Consider the following 20,325-nt stretch of genomic DNA (forward strand, 5'->3'; position numbering starts at 1 on the left):
TCATCGCTACCCCATGCGGGAAAACGGTCCGTGAATCGATGCGGCCGTTGCTCATCTCCACCATCTTTTCGTCCGTTCGCGCCAGCTATGCACCACCGCCGCGAACCAGCGCGGCGTCGATATTGACCTCGCCCATGTCATTGATGAACACCACGACGCGCCTGCCCTCCCGATTGTTCAGTATGTGATTGAGCAAGGTGGTTTTTCCTGCGCCTAAGAAGCCCGGTAAAACAGTCACCGACAGCTTGTTCATCGTTGTCCGCCCAAAAAGTTCTCGCGCAGTTATCTAAGAATGTTATAACATTGCATTCATAACTTGTAGAAATTCTTGTCCGATTGGCGTTCCGCGGCCCGACCTTGGCCGCGCGGCTTGTCGCGTCTGCCCGATGCGCCCGTTCAAATTACATTAGGACTACGTTCTTTCTGAAGGCAGATCGAGTTTCCGAAACCGCCAGACCCCGATGCAGCGCACATCCAACGCAATTCATTCAGAAAAATAATCGATGAAAAATCGCACGCTCTTCGCTCACGCAGCTCTATTGCTCTTCGCTCAGATCGCGGCTGGACACGCGTATGCCGCAGGTTCGGATGGCGCCGTGTCAGGCTCCGTCACCGACAATTCGGGCAAACCCATCGCCAATGCCAGCGTTGCGCTGCAAGATGCCAGCGGCGCGTCTGTGGGAGCCACCAGCACGGACGCCAGCGGGCACTTCTTCGTCCACCATGTCGCACCAGGCACTTACGCAGTCGTCGTAGCCGCGCCGGGCTACGCGAGCGGCTCCAGCATCGCGACGGCGAACGACGGCGCGGATGCTTCCGTATCGGTCGCGCTCAGCAAAAGCGACGCACTCGATGTGCAGGTCAACGCGAAGCGGCTCGATCGTGCGCGCAACGGCCTGCTGCCTGAAACGGGCAGCAGTGTGTATCGCTTCAGCCAGGCGGATATCGATACCCTCCCCGCCGGCCAGAACACGCCGCTCAATCAGGTGTTACTGCAAGCGCCGGGGGTCGCAAGCGATTCCTACGGACAGCTGCACGTGCGCGGCGATCACGCGAACCTGCAATACCGTATCAACGGCATCATCATCCCAGAGCCGATCAGCGGTTTCGGCCAGTCGCTGGATACGCGCATCATCGATCAGCTCAATCTTTTGACTGGCGCATTGCCGGCACAGTACGGCGACCGGACCGCTGGTATCGTCGATATTCGTACGAAGAACGGCGACCAAGGCGACGGCGGCTCCATTGATGTGTTCGGCGGTAGTCACCAGACCATCAAGACCAGCGCCGATGTCTTCGGCAGCAGAGGACCGTTCAGCTACTATTTCAGCGGCTCGCTTGGCGAGAACAATCTCGGCATAGAGAACCCGACGTCGAGCGCAAGCCCGATCCACGATCACACGCGTCAGGGCGACGCGTTCGGCCTCATGTCCTACATCATCAATCCACTCACGCGCGTGAGCCTGATGTTCGGCACGACGAGCAACCAGTTCGAAATCCCCAATACGCCGGGCCTACCGACTGCCTTCACCTTGAACGGCAACACCACGTTCGATTCAAGCAAGCTCAACGAGACACAATCCGAACTCAATCAGTTCGCGGTCGTCGCCCTGCAGGGCACCAACGGCGGCGCGCTGGATTATCAGGTCGCACTCTTTACCCGCTACTCGCGCACGCAATTCAACCCTGACCCGGTGGGCGACCTCCTGTTCAACGGTGTGGCCGCAAGCGACTTCCACAGCGACACTGCCAACGGCGTGCAAGCGGATACGACCTACCGGCTCAACAATAAGCACACGCTGCGAGCGGGCATTTCGTTCCAGCAGGAACATGCGGTTTTCAACAACAATCTGAGCGTGTTCCCCGCCGATGCCGACGGCAACCAGACCTCCGATCAACCGTTCAACGTACCGGATTCGAGCAGCAAGACGGGTTATCTGTACAGCGCTTACATCCAGGATGAGTGGAAACTCACCGACAAACTCACGATCAACTACGGCCTGCGCTACGACAAGATGGACGAGTATGTCAGCGCGAGCCAGCTAAGCCCGCGCGTCGGACTCGTCTATGCATTGACGCCTTCAACGACGGTTCACGCCGGTTATTCGCGTTATTTCACGCCACCTGCTTTCGAGCTGGTGTCGGGCGAGGATATCGCGCGCGTCGCCGGCACGACTGCGCAGTCGTCGTCGACCAGGAACGACCCTGTGCAGCCGGAACGCAGCCACTATTTCGATCTCGGCATAACGCAACGGCTGACATCGACGATAACGGTCGGCGTCGACGCCTACTACAAGAAATCGACGAACCTGCTCGACGAAGGGCAATTCGGCACTGCGTTGATCTTCACGCCATTCAACTATAAATACGGCCGTGATTACGGCGTCGAATTTACCGGCAACTATAAGCGGGGCAATGTCTCGGCGTACGTCAATGTTGCGTACAGCCGCGCACAGGGCAAGGACATCAACTCGGCGCAGTTCAATTTCAGCGCTGACGAACTCGCTTTCATCAGCAACCATTATGTGTTCCTCGATCACGACCAGCGCGTGACCGCGTCGTTCGGCGGCGCGTACCAGTTGGGCAGGACCATCTTCACACTCGACGGCATTGTCGGTAGCGGGTTGCGGAGCGGTTTCGCGAACACGGACCGCTTGCCGGTCTATACGCAGGTGAATCTGGGCGTCATCCATCACTTCAACTTCAACGAACCGTTGATCGGCAAGTTCGATGCGCGCCTGTTGCTCATCAACGCGTTTAACCGTGTGTATGAGTTGCGCGATGGTTCGGGCATTGGTGTGGGCGCACCACAATATGGGCCCCATCTCGCCATGTATGCCGGGATCACCAAGAATTTTTAATCCATTGGATAACTAAACAAAAGGCTTTTGATCATGCAGGATTGGGCAGGTATTACTGCTGCCGCGCAGGTGGGTGGCTGGGTGGTGTACCCGCTCACGCTGCTCGCGGTGCTGGCGATCGCTATCGTCATTGATCGCGCGTATATGTTTGTGCGGTTTGCAAGCCAGCCGGGAACGAACCTCGGCACGCTGCCGTCGCAGCACGCGTTCAGGCGTCTCGACGAGACGGTGATCGTGCAAGCCGGGACGCCACTGTGGTTAGTCGAAGCCCGGGCGCAATCGCTTGCTACGTGCATCGAACGAGACATGAGCCGCGGCTTCTGGGTATTGGAGACAATCGTCACGGCAGCGCCCTTGCTCGGGCTGCTGGGAACCATTGTGGGAATGATGCATTCGTTCCAGCTTTTTGGCGGCAACGGCCTGGTCAATCCGGGCGGCGTAACCGGCGGCGTAGCGCAATCGCTCGTGGCCACCGCTATCGGACTGGTCGTCGCATTGTTCTCGCTCTTCGCATTCAATTATTTCTCGCGACGCCTTGAACGCCTGATCGATGATCTCGAAGTGCACGCCAACGAGCGTCTCAACGAGATTCGGCTCAAGGCAGAAAGCACCGGAGAGCTGGCCGGAGACGGACGATGAAGTTCAAGCGCTCGCGAGCATCGAAGCGCGGACGTATCGAGATCATTCCGATGATCGACGTGATGTTTTTCCTGCTCGCCACCTTCATGCTGGCGTCGCTGGCCATGCAGCGGCTTGATGCTGTCCGGGTCGATCTGCCATCGGGACAGGCGCAGCACATGTCGGAGGATCAGCCGCTGACGTTGGCGGTCGATCGCACGAACGCCATCTTCCTGAACCGTCGGCCGGTGCATCTCGATCAGGTGGAAGCCGGGGTCAGGCGACTTCTCAGGCCGGACCGGAACGTGGTAATTGCAGCGGACGATAGCGCGGCACAAGGGGCCGTCGTTCAAGCCATGCTGGCAGCGCGACGGGCCGGCGCCGAGCATTTTTTTATCGCGATACATCGTGATTGACAGGACGCGGCGGCGAGAGGGCCCGGCCAATGAGCCGCCAATCAGATTTGGCGTTGCCCTTCTGATTGCATTTGCCCTGTGGGCAGCGCTGTTGACCCAGATCGTGAACCCGCTCTTGCGGCCTTCGCCGAACGCGGCTGCGCCGGAGCAAACGGTGATTGAGATGCGCCTTGTCGAGTTGGCCGCGCCCCCCGCACCTGCGCACGCTGTTGCTCCTGCGGTCACCCCGCAATCTCATGTTCGACGAGATCCAACCCCGGTTCGGGTGACGCCATCGCACGAAACCCGGCGGCCGGTCGCGGAGCATGCAGTTGCGAAAGAGGAAAGCCCCGCAATACCAGTGCAGCCGGAAGCGAGCTCCACAGCAACGCCCACGGCTGCGGTGGCAACGCCGGCATCGGCAAGCAATAAAACTGCCCCATCGGCGGGTTCCACGGCACGTGTTATCAGTCAACCCATGCCTGCTCTCCCCGACGATCTTCGCGAAGATGCGTATCAGGCGGTCGCCGTTGCGCGCTTCGATATCCACGCGGATGGAACGATCGAAGTAGAACTTTCAAAGCCGACGCAGAACCCGCGCCTGAATGCGCTACTGCTCGAGGCGCTGCGGAAATGGCGCTTTTTCCCCGCGATGCAAGGCGGCCATGCTGTGGAAAGTCATCAGGACGTGCGAGTGCATTTCAACGTAAGTTGACCGCGTTCCGTCAAATCGACGACCGCGTTAAAAGCGGCCATCGTGCAAGCTGCACATGCTTCGTTTGACCAACCAGGCTGTCCACGAGAACGAACTCGCGAGCGGTCCAGCGGACGGGCTCGATAGCTCGTTCATCGACTTCGCGCTTGTCGTACAGCAAAGTCAGGTGCGGCGTGAAACTCGACGTCGAATTGCAATTAAATCCGGCCTTCTTCAAGGTCGTACCAAGAGCCCCATGGAACTCCTTCAATGCCGCAGCGCCGTCGCTTCCAAGCAGGACGAATGGACGGTCGTGGTCCGTCCGGTGAAAACTACGGGCAAGGTCGAGAATAATGTCGAAGGGCGGCATCCGGATGGTTGCCGCCACGGCTTCCAATGTCGAGGCTACACGCTGAGGGAAATACGGATATGTGTCGATGGAATGCAAGGTGACGTGAAAGTGTCCAATCGGAAGCGGCCTCCGTTTCAAGCCATGTTCAATACGCAGATGCTGTGCCCGCTGCTCGATACGCATGGCGGTGTCCGGGTCCGGCAAGATCGCGAAGAACAGATGATGACGGTCAACTGGCCGTGGCGCAGGTCTCGCGTCTAATCCAGGTAGAGATAGCTGCTCTGGCATAGGATTGCCACCCCATGGATCAAAGGGCTTCATTCAGAACTTTGCAAGTATCGGAGCCAATGCACAGGAGTTCTCGCTTGAAACCGCCCCGCTTTCACCCCAGCTTACTACCCATCGATCGATGAAACCGGAAGAGCGTTCTCGCTTTCTTCGGCGGCTGTTCGTCACCCAAAAAACCAAATTCGATAGGTGCGCGTGTGTAGAAGACATGCACGTTTTCCGCTCGCACAGCCTCCAGGATCTCGTCGGCTTCACGCTCGGTCACAGCCAGAATAACCTGCACCGGTTGGTCCGCGAGCTTAAGAATATGCGCCGCGTGATGAGCGCCGGCGTGGCCAATACCTTCCGCTGCGCTGATAACCGTCGCCCCTCGAATACCGCGCTTGCGAACCTCCTGCAAAATCCATTCACAAACCGTCAGATGACCGCATTTGCGGTTCTGCTCCGTGTAGAACGTCAGTTGATACCCGTTCATACCGACCTCCACAGTAACGTCCCGCGTACTGACGGAACGCCACCCTTACAAGCTTTCGCGCAACCCACTACCGGTGCAGGAAAAATATAGACTGCGAGGCTCCCGCGAAAAATCGCGCATAACTTAATTCTAGATCAGCGCTTGAACGTCGTCGCGTTTGCGCAATGCAGCAAGTGAAGCCCTACGGCAACGACTCTCCGCCTGCGATCCTCTCACGTCTCTCCCAGCACCTCGTACTCGACCAAACCACGCGTATAAAACAGGCTTGCCCCACCCTGCCTGAGACGGTCGAGCAACGCATCGATCCGCCCGTCCTCCGCAACGACCGTCACCGCGACCGGTTGATCGGCCAGTTCGAAAAACCGCGCGGCGTGATACTTGCCGTGCATATCGACGGTTTCTGTTACCTCAACGACCGTCGCCCCGACAATGCCGGCCATCTTGACCTCTTCGAGAATCCAGTCGACCACCGTCAGGTGATGCTGGCGATGACCCTGCGTTGCGGCATAGACCGTAAGCTGGCTTCCTTTCATAGGATCCTCCGCTTGGCAACGGGTCACGCAAACACAGGCGATGAACTCACTCAACGAGCCCGACCTTCCCCGAAGCGAGATCGTAGATCGCTCCGACCACCTGCACCTTGCCCGCCCTCACGTACTCTCCGATCAATGGCTTCGAGACCCTCAACCGATTGGCGTTCAGCCGCACGTTTTCGATAGTCGTGTCCGCCACCAGATCGCCGTGCCCATGCGCCTTGGCAATCTCGATCGCCGGCCTGATCGCCTGGACGAGTTCCGGCAAATGCCCCGGCAACACCGCGTGTTCCCGAATCGCCTTGACCGCCGCGGAGACCGCACCGCAGTTTGTATGTCCAAGCACCATGATTAATGGTACGCCCAGGAACTTCACCCCGTATTCGAGACTCGCCAATCCATCGTCGTTGACGAAATTTCCCGCAACCCGCACGACGAACAGATCGCCCGGACCCTGGTCGAACGCCAGCTCCGGAGAGACACGCGAATCCGCGCAACCGACGATCGCAGCTATCGGATATTGCGCCGCGGCGCGTGTGGCCCGGCCGGCAGAATAGTCCTTGTTTGATGGAGCATTGGCGACATAACGGCTGTTGCCTTGCAGCAGGCGGGAAAGCGCCTCCGCGGGTGCAATCGCGTTGGGACCAGGTCCCGCGGACGATTCATCGGCACGCGCGTCGGGGAGCGAAAAAGCAGCCACGGTCGCAGACGCCAAACCGGCGAACAACACGCGACGCCGTGACAGGGAGCACATCGGATCAACACACATGGATCGACTCCAAAGGGACAAACGCCCGCACCATTCGCCTGGTGCAGGTGCAAACCAGCCAGCTCTCTTCGATGGTGCGGCAATCACGCTTGAATGAACGTATCCTTCGCCTCACAACGCTTCAATCACCCGGGCGACGCCAACAGCATGACCTATAACTTAGGAGCCGGCGGAAACGCCGAAATATCAGCTCGCGGCATACGAATTCGCTAACGGAGCGCATTATGAATGGACGATCCAGATCGTTGCTGCTGTCGCTGTGGATGAGCGTTGCAACAAGCCTTGCCTGCAGCATCGCCAACGCCGAGAACCTCATACCCGCGAGCGTGCCGCTTACGCCGATCACGCAATTCCCCGGCACCACCGGCTACATCGCTCCGGACTATGACGCGCGGCGCGCTTTGCTGCATAGCGTATATATCGCGCCGATCGAAATCTTTCTCGCACCGGACTCGCTGTACAAGGGCATCGAACCCGGCCAAATGGCCGAACTGACCAACGCCTTCAGCAATGCGTTGCGCGAGAACGTGCTGAAAAACGCCAACGTGGTCGACACTCCGCAGCCCGATTCCATGATCCTGCAACTCGCACTAACCGATGTCCAGCTGACCAAGCGGTCACTGCGTTTGCGCGACCTCACGCCAATCGGCGCTGCGATCAACGGAGCGAAACGCGTGGCAGGCATCAGCAAGATATCGCTCACTACGTTGACCGTGCAGGCCATAGGCGTTGCCCCTGACAGTGACATTGCGCTCTTCGCCATCAACAATCCGCCGGCTCCCGGCGACGCAGGAACAGAGCCGGTGCGTCTGGATCAGGTGCCTGCGCTGCTCGACAAAAAAGCCGAGCGCTTGCGCGCGGCGTTCACTGCGATACGCGAGCAACGCTAGCTCAGTTCATCCCGGCCACGGGAACCGCGACAACAGGTTGTGCGTAGCTGACATTCGCGGCAGGCACAGCAGCGTAGCTGCCCTGCATGGGCATGTAGACCACGGACGCAGGCTTCGGCGCGGGCACATACACCGTCGGTGCAGGCGCCACAACGACCGGAGCCGGGCGCACCACCGTGACATAGGTCGGCTGGACCGGGACCGTGTAATAGACAGGCCGCGGCGGCGGTGCATAGACCACCGCGGGTACTGCGTAGACAACAAATGTTCTGGCTTCGGCGCCGGTGGAGAGAGCCAGGCCGAGAGCGGCGGCTGCAGATGCACTGATAAGACGAATGTTCATTTGGATTCCCTTCGATGCTATCGGCAGGTGTCGTCTTCGCTTTGGAAGCCGTTCCGCCGTGTGGTTCGCATTGCATGAGAGCCTTGCGAATCCGTTGAAGCGCTCGTGGCGCCGACCACCGAAAGATACGCAAAGTGAGCCTGAAAGCCACGTCAAAACATATTTCATTCGATGTCACGGATCGCCGGTTTCCAGACACCGGGGCAAGCCATTTTTGTATGGAGCAGATGTTTCATTCGCGCTCCGGATACATGACATACGGCGACACTATTCGTAGCCCGTTTGTCATCCTTTTTCCGGTGCCGGCCGATAAGCTTCGGTCTGCCATCGGTCGGGTCGGCATCAAACGGCAAACGCCAAACACCGGCGACCGATGGCAAACGAACCCATCACTCTCTGGAGAACCTCATGAAAAAAGCCCTTTCCATCCTCGTCCTGTCAATCGCCGTCTCCCTCGGCAGCACTGCCGCGATGGCGCAAACCACCCCGCAACCGATGGCCAGCTCGCAGCGCATGGAGCGCGCCATGCAGCAACTGCAGGCGCGCTTTGCTGCCGCCAACTCCACACACGACGGCAAGCTGACCAAAGCTCAGGCCGCGCAAGGCATGCCGATGGTCGCGCAGAATTTCGATCAGATCGATGCGCAGAAAGCGGGCTACATTACCCTGCCGCAGATCGAGCAATTCATGCAGCAGCGCGCGACATCGCACTGACGGTTGCACAGTTTCCGATGAAAACTTCTTGATCCGTGCATACGATGGTTATTGTCTGTTGAACTGAGGACCGCTTTGCCCTGCTAAAGAGGCGCGATGAAAACAACCGCGGATCGCCAGCTTTGCCTTTCTGTTGCAACCAGCGCGGCGCTCATCCTGACGCTCGCCGGTTGCGTAACGGTCGGCCCCGACTTTCACCAGCCGGAAGCGAGCGTGGAGAACCAGTGGTTCGAAAGTCTGCCCTCGCAGGCGCAGTCCTCGCCGGATGCGCAAGCTGCATGGTGGAAAACCTTCAATGACCCGGTCCTCGCCGCGCTCGAACAACAAGCTTACGAACGTAACCTGTCCTTGCAGGTGGCCGGCCTGCATATCTTCGAGGCCCGCGCGCAACTCGCGATCAGCGCGCGCAATCTGGTTCTGCAGCAAGGCAGCTTATCTGCGGGGGTGGCGCGTCTCGACAACTCGGGCGTCGGCCCATTTCCGCCAGAACACATCTGGACCGAACACTTCCGCGCGACGGCAAGTTGGGAGCTGGATTTCTGGGGGAAATATCGTCGTCAGATCGAGTCGGATCACGCGCGGCTGAAGGTCTCTGAAGCTGCATACGACAACGCGCTCGTCTCCCTGTTCGCCGATGTCGCGAACGCGTATATCGACCTGCGTGCGGTCGAATTGCGAACGCAAGTCGCGAAGCAGAACCTTGCCGCGGTGCAGCAGACGCTCGGTATTACCCAATCCCAATACAAGCGCGGCGCTTCCAGCATGCTCGATGTCGAACAGGCGCAGGCGCTGCTGGCAGAAACGGAAGGACAGGTTCCGCCGCTCGAAAAAGCGCGTGCACAGGACCGCGACACGCTCGCGGTATTGCTCGCGCAAACGCCCGATTCCGTCGATGCCCTGCTCGGTTCCGCATCGTCGATTCCTGCTGCGCCTTCAGGTATCGATACCGGTATTCCCCGGGACCTGCTGCGTCGCCGCCCCGATGTCAGGCAAGCCGCGCTGACGGCCGCTTCACAGTCGGCGCTGATCGGTGTCGCCAAGTCCAAGCTGTATCCATCGTTTTCACTGACCGGGATGTTCGGGATGTCGTCCGGCGACCAGCATTCGCTTGGACCGCTCGAATGGGGCAGCAAGACCGTCACACTGTTTTCCGCCGGCGTAACGTTGCCGATTTTTGATCGCGGGCAGTTGCAAAACGCCGTGAGGATCCAGGACGCGACCTTCCAGGAAGCGTTATTCGATTACCAGAACACAGTGCTGCAGGCGCAGCGTGAAGTGGAAGATGCGATCGCGACGCTGCGCACGACCAGCGCGTCGCTTGGCTCGGCTCAACGTGCCGCCGATGCATCGCAACGGGCGTTGAAGCTTGCCAACGCGCAGTACCTCGCGGGCTCCGTAGCGTTCGATTCAGTGCTCAGCGCATCGCGTTCGATGCTGCATGACCGCGACGCGCTCGCACAAAACCAGGGACAGTTGGCGCTGGCGGCGGTATCGCTGTATCGAGCGCTCGGCGGCGGCTGGCAGGTCGCCGAAGGGCGGCAAGTCGTGAACGACGAAGCAATCGCGGAGATGGAAAAACGCACGGACTGGGGGCGGCTGATCGCACCGCCCGACTACTCGCCGCTCGCACGCAAAGTGGAAGACGCCGATGAAACAAAAAAATAACGCGATCCTCGCGCTCGTGGCCATGCTGTTCGCCGGATGTCACGATCGGGGAGAGACTGCCGCGGCGCAGCCGCCGCCAACTGTCACTGTCATGCGACCTGTACAGCGTCAGGTGACTGAACAGGTAGAAGTGCCGGGCTCGGTCGCGCCGTCGCTTACGGTCACGCTGGTTGCACGCGTGACGGGGGTGCTGACATCGATCGGCTTCGTTGACGGCTCGCGCGTAAAGAAGGGCCAGTTGCTGTTCCAGATCGAACCGGACGTGTATCGCGCGCAGCTTGCCTACGATCAGGCGACCCTCGACAACGCCAACCAGGAACTCACGCGCCAGAAAGAGCTGACCGGCGACAACGCGACCTCGAAATCCAATCTGCAAAAGGCGCAGGCGACCCGCGATCAGTCGACCGCCAAGCGCGATATGTCGCGCATCAACCTTGGTTACACCGAGATTCGCGCGCCGTTCGCGGGACGCATCGGCGCGCGTACGGTTGACGTCGGCAACATTGTGGGAACCTCGGACTCGTCGAAGCTTGCAACGCTCGATCGCATCCAGCCCGCTTACGTCGAGTTCACGCTCAACGAACGCGATGCGAATCGAATCGGTCTGTTCAAGCCCGGCAAACGCACCGTACATGTGTCCCTGCCCGGCGACAAAACGGGTGACGACATCCCGCTCGATTTCGTCGATACCCATGTCGACTCGGCAAGCGGTGCGCTCAAGCTCCGGGCCACCGTCAGTAACGAAGATGCTCATCTGATTCCCGGCATGTCGGTCACCGTGCAGGTCCCCGCAGGCGCGCCACGGGACGTGTTACTTGTACCGGAAACGTCCATCACGCGCGATCAGACCGGCGCGTCGGTAATGGTGGTCGACGCAAACAGCACGCTCGAGAAGCGCCTGATCGAAACGGCCCGTTTGTATGAGCCGCTGCGCGCGGTGACGTCGGGCCTCGCGGCTTCCGATCAGGTTGTCACAGGGGGTGCTTTGTCGGTCGCTCCCGGACGCAAGGTACAGACCGCAAGCGCGCAAGGACAACCATGATCCGCTTCTTCGTCGAGCGGCCCGTGCTGGCCAATGTCATCGCGCTGATCGTGATGTTGCTCGGCGGCGTCGCACTGATCAATTTACCCATAGCGCAGTATCCGCCGATTACGCCGCCGACAGTGCAGGTGGTTGCGCGGTTCCCCGGCGCGAGCGCGGCAACGGTGATCGACCGCGTGGCCTTGCCGATCGAGACGCAGGTGAACGGCGTGGAAGACGCCATCTACATGCAGTCGACCAGCACCAACGACGGCACCTATACGCTCACGGTGACCTTCGCGGTAGGCACCGATGTCGACAAGGCGCAGGTACTGGTGCAGAACCGCGTATCGGCCGCTACCGCTCTGCTGCCGCAAGCGGTTCAGCAACAGGGCGTGACTGTCAGGAAACGCTCGACCGCCATCCTGCAGCTTTACACGCTGCAATCGCCCGACCCAAGGTACGACTCGCTCTTCCTCGGCAACTACGCGACCATCTCCCTGCGCGATACGCTCGCGCGCATTCCCGGCGTGGGCGATGTCAGCGTGTTCGGTACCGGTCAATACAGCATGCGGATATGGCTCGATCCGCGTCAGTTGAGTCAACGCAATCTCACCGCCGCCGACGTGGTGCAGGCGATCCAAAGCCAGAACAAGGAGGTCAGCGCCGGGCAACTCGGCTCGGAGCCCAATGCGGGCGGACAAGCATTCCAGTTGACCGTCACCGTGCGCGGTGCACTCTCCGACCCGCATGAATTCGACGACATCATCATCAAGGCCGATCCCAGCGGCGGTGGCCGCTTTGTACGCGTCCGGGACGTTGGCCGTACGGAACTCGGGTCATCGAGTTATGGCCAGTTCTTCAATCTCGACGGCAAGCCTGCCGCGGGTATAGCGATCTATCAGTTACCCGAAGCAAATGCGCTGGAAGTGGGTAACGCCGTGCGTGCGGCGATGGCTCAACTCGGCGCCACGATGCCCAAGGGCATCAGTTATTCGCTGCCGTTCGACACCACCACTTTCGTTCGGCAATCCGTCGATGACGTCTACATGACGCTATTCGAAGCTGCCCTGCTCGTGCTCGCCGTGATCCTGCTGTTCCTGCAGAACTGGCGCGCGATGCTGGTCCCTGCCACGACCATTCCCGTGACGATCATCGGCACGTTCGGCGTGATCTACATGCTCGGCTTCTCGATCAACCTGCTAACACTGTTCGCGATCGTGCTGGCGATCGGCATCGTGGTCGACGACGCCATCGTCGTGGTCGAAGGCATCACCGAGCATATCGAGCGCGGCAAGACGCCGAAGCAGGCCGCCATCGATGCAATGCATGAACTGCTTGGGCCTATTGTCGGCATCACGCTGGTGCTGGTCTCAGTGTTCCTGCCGTCGGCGTTTCTCGGCGGCGTGACGGGCCAGATGTACCGGCAATTCGCGCTCGTTGTGGTGGCTACCACGCTCATCAGCGCAGTCAACGCGGTGACGCTCAAGCCCGTGCAAAGCGTGAAGTGGCTGCGCCACAAGCGGCCCGAGAAACCGAACTTCGTTTATCGCGGTTTCGATACCGCGTATCAGCGGGTCGAGCGTTTCTATCTACGGATCGTAACGTGGTTGGTTCACCGCACCTTGCTTGCGCTTCTGATCGCGCTCGCGCTGGCGGCGGGGTCCGCGGTGCTGCTTACGCGCGTGCCGACCAGTTTCATTCCGCTCGAGGACCAGGGATACATGGTGATCGCCGTACAACTCTCCGACGCCGCCACGCTCGCGCGCACCCGCGAAGCCACCGCGGAAATCGAACGGCGGATCAAAGCAATTCCGGGCGTGAATCATGTTGTGTCCATCGGTGGAATTTCTCCACTCGATAACAACGCGTCGCTATCCAACGCAGCGCTTGTCTATGTCACGCTCGACGACTGGGCAAAGCGCGGCAAGAACGAAGACCTGCGCTCGCTGTACATGCGTTTCAACAGCGAACTCGCCAAACTGCCCGACGTACGCACACTGGTGATCGTACCGCCGCCCATCCAGGGACTCGGCAACAGCGGCGGCGTGCAGATGCAAGTGCGTCTGACCGACGGCAGCCAGGACTATCGACGCCTGCAGCAAGCTACCGATGCGCTCGTCGCACGTGCATCGCAACGTCCCGAACTGCAGCGCGTGTTTACGCCGTTTCGCGCCTCGGCGCCTGCGGTCGATCTTGTTATCGACCGCTCCAAGGCGGAGTCTTTGCAGGTGCCGGTGGGCAACGTTCTCGACCTGCTGCAGGACTATGTCGGTTCGAGTTATGTGAACCAGTTCACGCGCTTCAATCACACCTTCCCGGTCTTCGTTCAGGCCGACGGCGCGTACCGCCGCGAAGCCGATGACATCCGCCGCATCCAGATTCGCAGTACGACGGGCAGCATGGTCGAACTCGGCACCTTCCTCGATATCCGCACGAGCGAAGGGCCCGCTGTCGCGTCGCTTTACAACCTCACGCCCGCGGCGGCCGTGAACGGCAATCCCGCCGATGGCTACAGTTCCGGCGATGCCATCGCCGCACTCGAACAAGAGGCCGCACGCGTGCTGCCGGCGGGCATTGGTTATGAATGGACGGCCATGTCCTATCAGGAGAAGCTGGTCGGCAACTCCGCGTACTGGATCTTCGCGGTCGGCGTGCTGCTTGTCTTCTGCGTGCTGGCTGCGCAATATGAAAGCTGGTTGTTGCCGCTTGCCGTCGTCCTCGCCGTGCCGCTCGCGCTGCTCGGCACAGCGGGCACGCTCGCCGCTCTCGGCGCAGCCAACAACTTGTATACGCAGATCGGACTCGTGCTGCTGATCGCGTTGTCAGCCAAGAACGCGATCCTGATCGTGGAGTTCGCGCGGCATTTGCGCGCCCAAGGCAGCGACATCGTCGATGCCGCCGTCGAAGCTGCACGCCTGCGCTTCAGGCCGATCATGATGACTTCGTTCGCGTTTATCCTTGGCGTAGTGCCGCTTGTGATCGCGACCGGAGCAAGCGCCAGCGCGCGGCGTTCGCTCGGCATTGCCGTGTTCTCGGGGATGCTCGCCTCGACCTGCGTGGCCGTGCTGTTCATCCCGTCTTTCTACGTACTGCTGCAGCGGCTTGCCGAACGTCACGAAGCGCGTACACCCGACGCATCAAAGGAGGCATGAATGGAAAGTCTGCCGAAGATCATCGTTCTCGACGATGAAGCCGAATTGCGCAACATGCTGCAGCGCTTCCTGAGCAGTCACGGGTTCGAAGTGCGGGTGGTTGCCGACAGCAAGCGGCTCGACCGCTATCTGCAACGCGAGCCCTTCGACTTGCTGATCCTCGACCTGATGATGGAACAGGAGGACGGGTTGTCGGTCTGCCGGCGCCTGCGCGCCGAAGGCCAGACGCTGCCGATTCTCATCCTCACCGCGAAGGGCGATCCGGTCGACAAGGTCATCGGTCTTGAGACCGGCGCCGACGACTACCTCGCCAAGCCGTTCCTGCCGCGTGAACTCGTTGCACGCGTTCGTGCACTGCTAAGACGCCAGAAGATCGCCGCGGGCGAACCTGTACTCAGGTCGCAGACCGTGCGTTTTGGTGACTTCTGCCTGGATCTCGGCAAACAGCGCCTGTATAAATCGGGCGAGCCGTTCGAGATTCATTCAACCCAGATGCTGCTGTTGAACGCGCTGGGCGCCTCGCCGAACCGGCCCGTCAGCCGCGACAATCTGATCGCACGCTCGCGCGGACGCGATCACGATGCGCTCGATCGCAGTATCGATGTGCAGGTGCTGCGGTTGCGGCAGATCGTGGAAGCCGATCCGTCGAAACCGCGCTTCATCAAGACAGTCTGGGGCATAGGCTACATGCTGGTCGCGGAAGTCGAACCATGAGCCGTTTCACGCTGCCGCGCTCGTTGTTCGCGCGCAATATCGCACTGCTCGTGGCGCTGGTCATTGTCAGCCAGATTGGTTCGTTAAGCGTATTAATGAACTTCGTTCAGAGGCCTCGGATCGAACGCGCCGCCGAGACCTTCGCGATCTACGTGCAAACGCTCGACGACCTGTTGAAGACTGCTGCGCCCGATGCGCAAATCGATCTCGCGGTCCGCTTCGAAGCTAGCCGGCAATTCCCGGCCGGCGCCGCCTCCGAGCCTTCGGTGACATGGCGCAATTTTTATCGGACCTATCAGCGCGATGTTTTTATCGATACCTTGCGCGAGCATCTGCCCGCGAGCATGCCTGTTCAATGGCAGACAGGAAGCGAGCAACGGCTGTGGATTCGCGCTCATCTCGGTCATGAACCCTACTGGATCGCACTGCCCGTTCCTGAAGCCGCGCACAACGACGGCATGCTTTTCACGATCGCGCTATCGATTGGACTCGGCGCGCTTGCCATCGTCACTGCCTACCTGATCCAGCGGCACATCAACCGGCCGTTGCGCGATCTCGCCGATGCAGCGCGCGGCTTGAGCGCAGGAGCCGCACCGCAAACGCTGCGTATCGATGGTCCGACCGAGATCGCGCAAGTCAGCGCTGCGTTCAACCAGATGGTCCACGCGTTGCAGGAGGCCGATGCGACCCGTTCATTGATGCTTGCCGGCATCTCCCACGATATCCGCACGCCGTTGACCAAGCTGCGCCTCGCTGTGGCAATGACGACTCCATCGGACGAGCATGATGCGTTGGCGGTATCGACGGATCATTATCTCGATCAGATCGACGCCATTCTCCAGCAGTTCATGGACTACGCCGGCAGCGGCACGCGTGAGGTGACTGAGGTCACTGACCTTAACGCGCTGGTGAGCAATCTTGCGGCGGACTTTGCGGGACTCGGTCACGTTTTCGAGTTGACTCTCGGCGAGCTCCAGCCGTTCGCGTTCCGGCCAATCAGCGTCATGCGCGTGCTGATGAACCTGATGCAGAACGCGGTGTTGTACGGTCGCGTGGGCTTGTCGGTACGGACCTGGGCTGACGATGTTATTCACACCGCGTATGTCGAGGTCGCCGATCGTGGTAAGGGCGCGAGTGGCAGCGATCTCGACGCGTTGAAAGCGCCGTTCAAGCGGGGGCGTTCGACGGGCGCGCATCCGGGGGGGACGGGATTGGGCCTGGCTATCGTCGAAAGGATCGCGAAGTTGCATGGCGGCGAACTTCAGCTGCTGCAGCGTGAAGGCGGCGGGTTTGCAGCTATCGTTTCGTTGCGAACGGCAAAAGGTCTGCCTTCGCGGGAAGGACATGGCGAAGCTTAGTGGCCGTTACGACTGATGCACGCCACGCGCACTGCATGGCAGTGCCGGACAAGATTGGGTTGCGCCAAGACAAACTGCTTGAGCGGCGTGTCGATGTCGTAGAAGAAGACGTTTGCCACGAAGCCATAAACGCTGGCGTCGATGCTGCCGGGTTCCGGGCCGAACATGAATTCATTATCGCCAAGCAGGTTCGCTATGGCCTGCAAGTCCGCGATACCGCGGGCATACGCCTCATCCGGCTCAAAGCGGCCGATACCTTGATAGTGATACCGCTCGAAGTTGAATTTTTGCGCCGCGTCGAGGCTATCCGCCGTGATGCCGGAATGTGTTTTTAAAAACGCTTCCTTGAACAATGGCCAAAACCGCGGATCGCGCCAACGCGAATACGACATGACCCAATAGAGATCATCCAGCGTTCGGCGGATCAGAAGGTGCAGATCCTGCTGGGCATTCGTCAGCGAACCGTCGATGGTCAAACTGTACTTACGCTTGAGATGAGCGACGATGGCATCGCTGTCGCCAATCGATTCCTCGTCGTCGACGATATACGGAAGCTGCCCGCGAGGCGCCGACTTTGTATCGAGGATATGCCGATGATCGAAAGGCAGCCCGCATAGCTTGAGGAACGCGAATACCTTCAGACCATACGGATTGTTGTCTTCAAGACCAAACAATTCCGGGTAGGAAAAGAGTGTGATCATGCGACGCTCCCTGATAGGGGTGCTGCGTGGCGAGGTTGAACTGCTTCAGTTTATTCCAGCCGGCTCCCGGTAACCACGAGATCAGCCGCAAGAATGTTAGTCCGCCCCTCACTCATGATGTCCCGAACCCGACGCAATACGCTCAGCCAGCCCCGCGTCGTAACTGGAATGCACATGCACCCGCTTCTTGTCGGGATACGCATACGTGTAGGCCTTCCTCAACGCCAGCGATGCCTCATGAAACCCCGAAAGAATCAGCTTCTGCTTGTTCGGATAGTTCGCGATGTCCCCTACCGCGAAGATCCCATGTCGTGAGCTTTCGTAATTCGACGTATCCACATCGACCCGTCCGCCAATGATCTTCAAGCCCCAGTTCGCAATCGGTCCGAGGTCCGCGACCAGGCCGTACAACACCACCAGATGTTCCGCATCGATCTGCGCTGTGCCGCCAATCTGCCGGATTTCGATAGATGCCAGCTTGTCCCCAGGCGCATGCAACGCCGCAATCGAACCCACCATGAATTCCATTTCGCCTGCATCCACTGCACGCCTCATCTCGTCGACGCTCGATGCAACCGCGCTAAATCCATTGCGCCGATGTACCAGCACGACCCGGCGCGCAACCTTGCGCAATGCCAACGCCCAATCGAGCGCCGAATCGCCACCACCGGCAACCACCACGGCCTTGTCCGCGAAATCAGAGAGATTGCGCACGCTGTAGTGGACCTGGCGCTCTTCCAGCGGCACCGCTTCGGGCAACGTAAGACGCTGCGGCACGAACGCTCCGTTCCCGGCTGCCAGCATGATTGCGGCCGTATCGAATACGAGGCCCTGCCCGGTCGTCACTGTCCACCGGCCGTCGTCGCGCTGATGCACCGTCTCTACACGCTGGCTTAGGTGAATGGGCACGTTAAACGGGTGGCATTGCTCCATGAGCCGGTCCACCAACTCACGCGCGGTACATGATGGAATAGCAGGAATGTCGTAGATCGGTTTGTCGGGATACAACTCGATGCATTGCCCGCCAATTCGTTCGAGCGTATCGACGATCTGACACGACAGGCCGACAACGCCCGCCTCGAACGCAGCAAAAAGCCCAACCGGCCCCGCGCCGACGATCAGTATGTCGGTGCGTATCGGTGATGATGTTTGAATGGGCGAACCTGCTTCTGAAGTCATTCGGTATCCGTGATGGTGTGCAAGCGAACGCATTGCATCTCGCGATCACCATACAGAAGCAGCTAACGCTCGGCAACGATGCCACCACCAACGGCGTGGGGACTCACGGTCATGTTTCTACGTGGACAAACCAAATTGCCGATCACTTGCGCGAAGCGATAACGATCTCGCGCGATGCACCCGATGGCACCACCGCAGTCAGCACATTGCGGGGCAAGTGCCGCGAGTCCTCCTTCGATACCGCCCCGACAAATTTCCATCCTGTCGGCATCTTTACAAACGTAAAACCGGTGGGCTGGTCGACGAACACGTCGAAGGTTTTTGCCTGGTCGTGAGCAGCGGTCACAGATGCGCTCGATTGAGCGAACGAAGCAAACGAAGCGCCAAGAGCCAAGGCGGCTACTACTGCGCGAATCAATGATTTCATGATTGTTCCTTGAGGTTCAGATTGCAGTTAGCGAGCAACGACACTATATTTGTGTCGATCAACATAAATATAGTTAAGCACAGCAACTGGAACCTGTCCAGTATTTTTGTTATAGTCGACACATAAATAGAAAATCGCTTGTCGCAGGTGGTTCCAACTTCAGGAGAGGCTCATGTCGTCATTGGATCAGCAGACCGAACGCCGGCCGCGCGGCAGACCTAGAGCGTTCGACAGGGAAGCCGCACTGAGACGCGCCATGGAGGTGTTCTGGACGAAGGGGTTCGATGGCTGTTCCATGAGCGACCTTGTCGATGCAATGGATATCAATTCGCCCAGTATTTATGCGGCTTTTGGCAGCAAGGAGAATTTGTTCCGCGAGGCGATAGATCTATACGCAATATCCGAAGGCGCGATAACGCGGCAAGCGATAAGGGAACATGGCAGCGGCCGGGAGGCGATTGCAGCCGTGCTCAAGCGGAATATCGACATGCTTACCCAAGCGTCCGCTCCAAGGGGATGCATGGTCATTCTCGGCACGGTAAACATCGGTGTGGGACATGAGGAGCTTCGAGCCCTTCTTCAAAGCCGGGCGCAGAGTGTCGCGGAGCTGATCGAACAAAGGCTCGTACAATCGCTGGCAGACGGCGAGCTCGCGGCAGACGCGGATACGGATGCGCTGGCAACGCTTTGCATCACCGTGCTGAGCGGATTATCGGTCCAGGCGCATAACGGGGTTACCCGGCAAACCCTGCTCGATGCAACCGATGCATTCGTCTCGATGCTCCCCTTCACCAACAGGAAGAAGAAAAAGGAAGCACGACGATCGCTGTCGGTTTGACCGACACCTGAGCCGCATGTACGAGACGCTGGCGGCATGTGGACTTGTGATTGGAGTGCCCGCGTCCAAGTGGAAAATATGGCGGACAACAAAGACAAAACGCGGCGCAAAACGCCGCGTTTTTTGAGTCTTACGATCCCGGGCAAGCTGCTTCAAATTACTCCCACTCAATCGTCAATCCGTGGCTGGAGCCTTGTGTGGACGGCGTTTCCGCCCGGTCGGGCGGCGTCGATACCGTCAGCGATACCGAAATTTCTGCCTGGCACTTTATGGCTTTCGCCGGACCGTATCGGAGAATCAACCCCGCTTTGCTTGAAAAATCGTGAAGACCGGGC

At 59.6% G+C, this 20,325-nt stretch carries 21 protein-coding genes and 1 pseudogene; 13 read left to right on the forward strand and 9 right to left on the reverse strand.

From position 1 onward, the window contains the following. Nucleotides 1-88 precede the first annotated feature (88 nt). Nucleotides 89-253: pseudogene (locus M0D69_RS18935) on the reverse strand (GTP-binding protein); the annotation flags it as partial. 250 nt (nt 254-503) lie between these two features. On the opposite strand from M0D69_RS18935, the gene M0D69_RS18940 reads away from it, so the two are divergent. From M0D69_RS18940 to M0D69_RS18955, 4 genes are all read left to right on the forward strand, one after another. After that, complete coding sequence (locus M0D69_RS18940) at nt 504-2,861, forward strand: TonB-dependent receptor (protein WP_301783480.1); 2,358 nt, start codon at nt 504-506, stop codon at nt 2,859-2,861. 33 nt (nt 2,862-2,894) lie between these two features. Continuing rightward, nucleotides 2,895-3,500 (forward strand): MotA/TolQ/ExbB proton channel family protein, encoded by a 606-nt coding sequence (locus tag M0D69_RS18945; RefSeq protein WP_301783481.1) that lies wholly within the window; start codon nt 2,895-2,897, stop codon nt 3,498-3,500. Further along, complete coding sequence (locus tag M0D69_RS18950; protein ID WP_301783482.1) at nt 3,497-3,895, forward strand: biopolymer transporter ExbD; 399 nt, start codon at nt 3,497-3,499, stop codon at nt 3,893-3,895. The genes M0D69_RS18945 and M0D69_RS18950 overlap by 4 nt, the downstream gene beginning before the upstream one ends. A 457-nt stretch (nt 3,896-4,352) precedes the next feature. Beyond that, nucleotides 4,353-4,589, forward strand: a complete 237-nt coding sequence (locus M0D69_RS18955) for an energy transducer TonB (RefSeq protein WP_301783483.1) — start codon at nt 4,353-4,355, stop codon at nt 4,587-4,589. A 10-nt stretch (nt 4,590-4,599) separates the two neighbouring features. Here the strand turns inward: M0D69_RS18955 and M0D69_RS18960 are convergent, their stop codons facing one another. The 4 genes from M0D69_RS18960 to M0D69_RS18975 all read right to left on the reverse strand — a co-directional run bounded on the left by M0D69_RS18960 (nt 4,600) and on the right by M0D69_RS18975 (nt 6,985). Then, nucleotides 4,600-5,241, reverse strand: coding sequence for a 2'-5' RNA ligase family protein (locus M0D69_RS18960; RefSeq protein ID WP_367619730.1), 642 nt, complete (start codon nt 5,239-5,241; stop codon nt 4,600-4,602). A 61-nt stretch (nt 5,242-5,302) separates the two neighbouring features. After that, a complete protein-coding gene (locus tag M0D69_RS18965) occupies nt 5,303-5,683 on the reverse strand; it encodes a DUF190 domain-containing protein (protein ID WP_301783485.1) in 381 nt (126 codons plus the stop codon). A 212-nt stretch (nt 5,684-5,895) separates the two neighbouring features. Then, a complete protein-coding gene (locus M0D69_RS18970; protein ID WP_301783486.1) occupies nt 5,896-6,216 on the reverse strand; it encodes a DUF190 domain-containing protein in 321 nt (106 codons plus the stop codon). A gap of 46 nt (nt 6,217-6,262) precedes the next feature. Beyond that, complete coding sequence (locus M0D69_RS18975) at nt 6,263-6,985, reverse strand: carbonic anhydrase (protein ID WP_301783487.1); 723 nt, start codon at nt 6,983-6,985, stop codon at nt 6,263-6,265. Nucleotides 6,986-7,209: 224 nt separating this feature from the next. On the opposite strand from M0D69_RS18975, the gene M0D69_RS18980 reads away from it, so the two are divergent. After that, on the forward strand, nt 7,210-7,875 hold the full coding sequence (locus M0D69_RS18980) for a DUF3313 family protein (protein ID WP_301783488.1): 666 nt from the start codon (nt 7,210-7,212) through the stop codon (nt 7,873-7,875). A gap of 1 nt (nt 7,876) precedes the next feature. Here M0D69_RS18980 and M0D69_RS18985 read toward each other — a convergent pair whose 3' ends face one another. Next, a complete protein-coding gene (locus M0D69_RS18985; protein ID WP_301783489.1) occupies nt 7,877-8,218 on the reverse strand; it encodes a hypothetical protein in 342 nt (113 codons plus the stop codon). A 408-nt stretch (nt 8,219-8,626) separates the two neighbouring features. Here M0D69_RS18985 and M0D69_RS18990 point away from each other — a divergent pair, with 408 nt between their 5' ends. The 6 genes from M0D69_RS18990 to M0D69_RS19015 all read left to right on the forward strand — a co-directional run bounded on the left by M0D69_RS18990 (nt 8,627) and on the right by M0D69_RS19015 (nt 16,845). Continuing rightward, the gene (locus M0D69_RS18990) at nt 8,627-8,932 is read left to right on the forward strand and encodes an EF-hand domain-containing protein (protein ID WP_301783490.1); all 306 of its coding nucleotides are present in this window, start codon (nt 8,627-8,629) and stop codon (nt 8,930-8,932) included. A gap of 96 nt (nt 8,933-9,028) precedes the next feature. Continuing rightward, entirely contained in the window at nt 9,029-10,597 is a 1,569-nt protein-coding gene (locus M0D69_RS18995) for an efflux transporter outer membrane subunit (protein ID WP_301783491.1), read from the forward strand. Beyond that, nucleotides 10,581-11,639, forward strand: a complete 1,059-nt coding sequence (locus M0D69_RS19000; RefSeq protein WP_301783492.1) for an efflux RND transporter periplasmic adaptor subunit — start codon at nt 10,581-10,583, stop codon at nt 11,637-11,639. Before M0D69_RS18995 ends, M0D69_RS19000 begins: the two co-directional genes overlap by 17 nt. Next, a complete protein-coding gene (locus tag M0D69_RS19005; RefSeq protein ID WP_301783493.1) occupies nt 11,636-14,773 on the forward strand; it encodes an efflux RND transporter permease subunit in 3,138 nt (1,045 codons plus the stop codon). The genes M0D69_RS19000 and M0D69_RS19005 overlap by 4 nt, the downstream gene beginning before the upstream one ends. Continuing rightward, nucleotides 14,774-15,487: a response regulator gene (locus M0D69_RS19010; RefSeq protein WP_301783494.1), complete on the forward strand. Its 714-nt coding sequence runs from the start codon at nt 14,774-14,776 to the stop codon at nt 15,485-15,487. It abuts the gene before it with no gap. Beyond that, nucleotides 15,484-16,845, forward strand: a complete 1,362-nt coding sequence (locus tag M0D69_RS19015; RefSeq protein ID WP_301783495.1) for an ATP-binding protein — start codon at nt 15,484-15,486, stop codon at nt 16,843-16,845. The genes M0D69_RS19010 and M0D69_RS19015 overlap by 4 nt, the downstream gene beginning before the upstream one ends. Here M0D69_RS19015 and M0D69_RS19020 read toward each other — a convergent pair. From M0D69_RS19020 to M0D69_RS19030, 3 genes are all read right to left on the reverse strand, one after another. Then, a complete protein-coding gene (locus tag M0D69_RS19020; protein ID WP_301783496.1) occupies nt 16,842-17,546 on the reverse strand; it encodes a glutathione S-transferase C-terminal domain-containing protein in 705 nt (234 codons plus the stop codon). The two genes, M0D69_RS19015 and M0D69_RS19020, sit on opposite strands and share 4 nt — an antisense overlap. Before the next feature lie 108 nt (nt 17,547-17,654). Next, a complete protein-coding gene (locus tag M0D69_RS19025; RefSeq protein ID WP_301783497.1) occupies nt 17,655-18,725 on the reverse strand; it encodes an NAD(P)/FAD-dependent oxidoreductase in 1,071 nt (356 codons plus the stop codon). A gap of 142 nt (nt 18,726-18,867) precedes the next feature. Then, nucleotides 18,868-19,152 carry a hypothetical protein gene (locus M0D69_RS19030; protein WP_301783498.1) on the reverse strand — a complete coding sequence of 95 codons (285 nt, stop codon included), beginning with the start codon at nt 19,150-19,152 and terminating at the stop codon, nt 18,868-18,870. A gap of 256 nt (nt 19,153-19,408) precedes the next feature. Here M0D69_RS19030 and M0D69_RS19035 point away from each other — a divergent pair, with 256 nt between their 5' ends. Continuing rightward, a complete protein-coding gene (locus M0D69_RS19035; RefSeq protein ID WP_301783499.1) occupies nt 19,409-19,990 on the forward strand; it encodes a TetR/AcrR family transcriptional regulator in 582 nt (193 codons plus the stop codon). A 197-nt stretch (nt 19,991-20,187) separates the two neighbouring features. Then, nucleotides 20,188-20,316, forward strand: coding sequence for a hypothetical protein (locus M0D69_RS19040; protein ID WP_301783500.1), 129 nt, complete (start codon nt 20,188-20,190; stop codon nt 20,314-20,316). Nucleotides 20,317-20,325 lie beyond the last annotated feature (9 nt).

The organism is Caballeronia sp. SEWSISQ10-4 2, from assembly GCF_030464885.1.
In the GTDB taxonomy this organism is placed as follows: domain Bacteria; phylum Pseudomonadota; class Gammaproteobacteria; order Burkholderiales; family Burkholderiaceae; genus Caballeronia.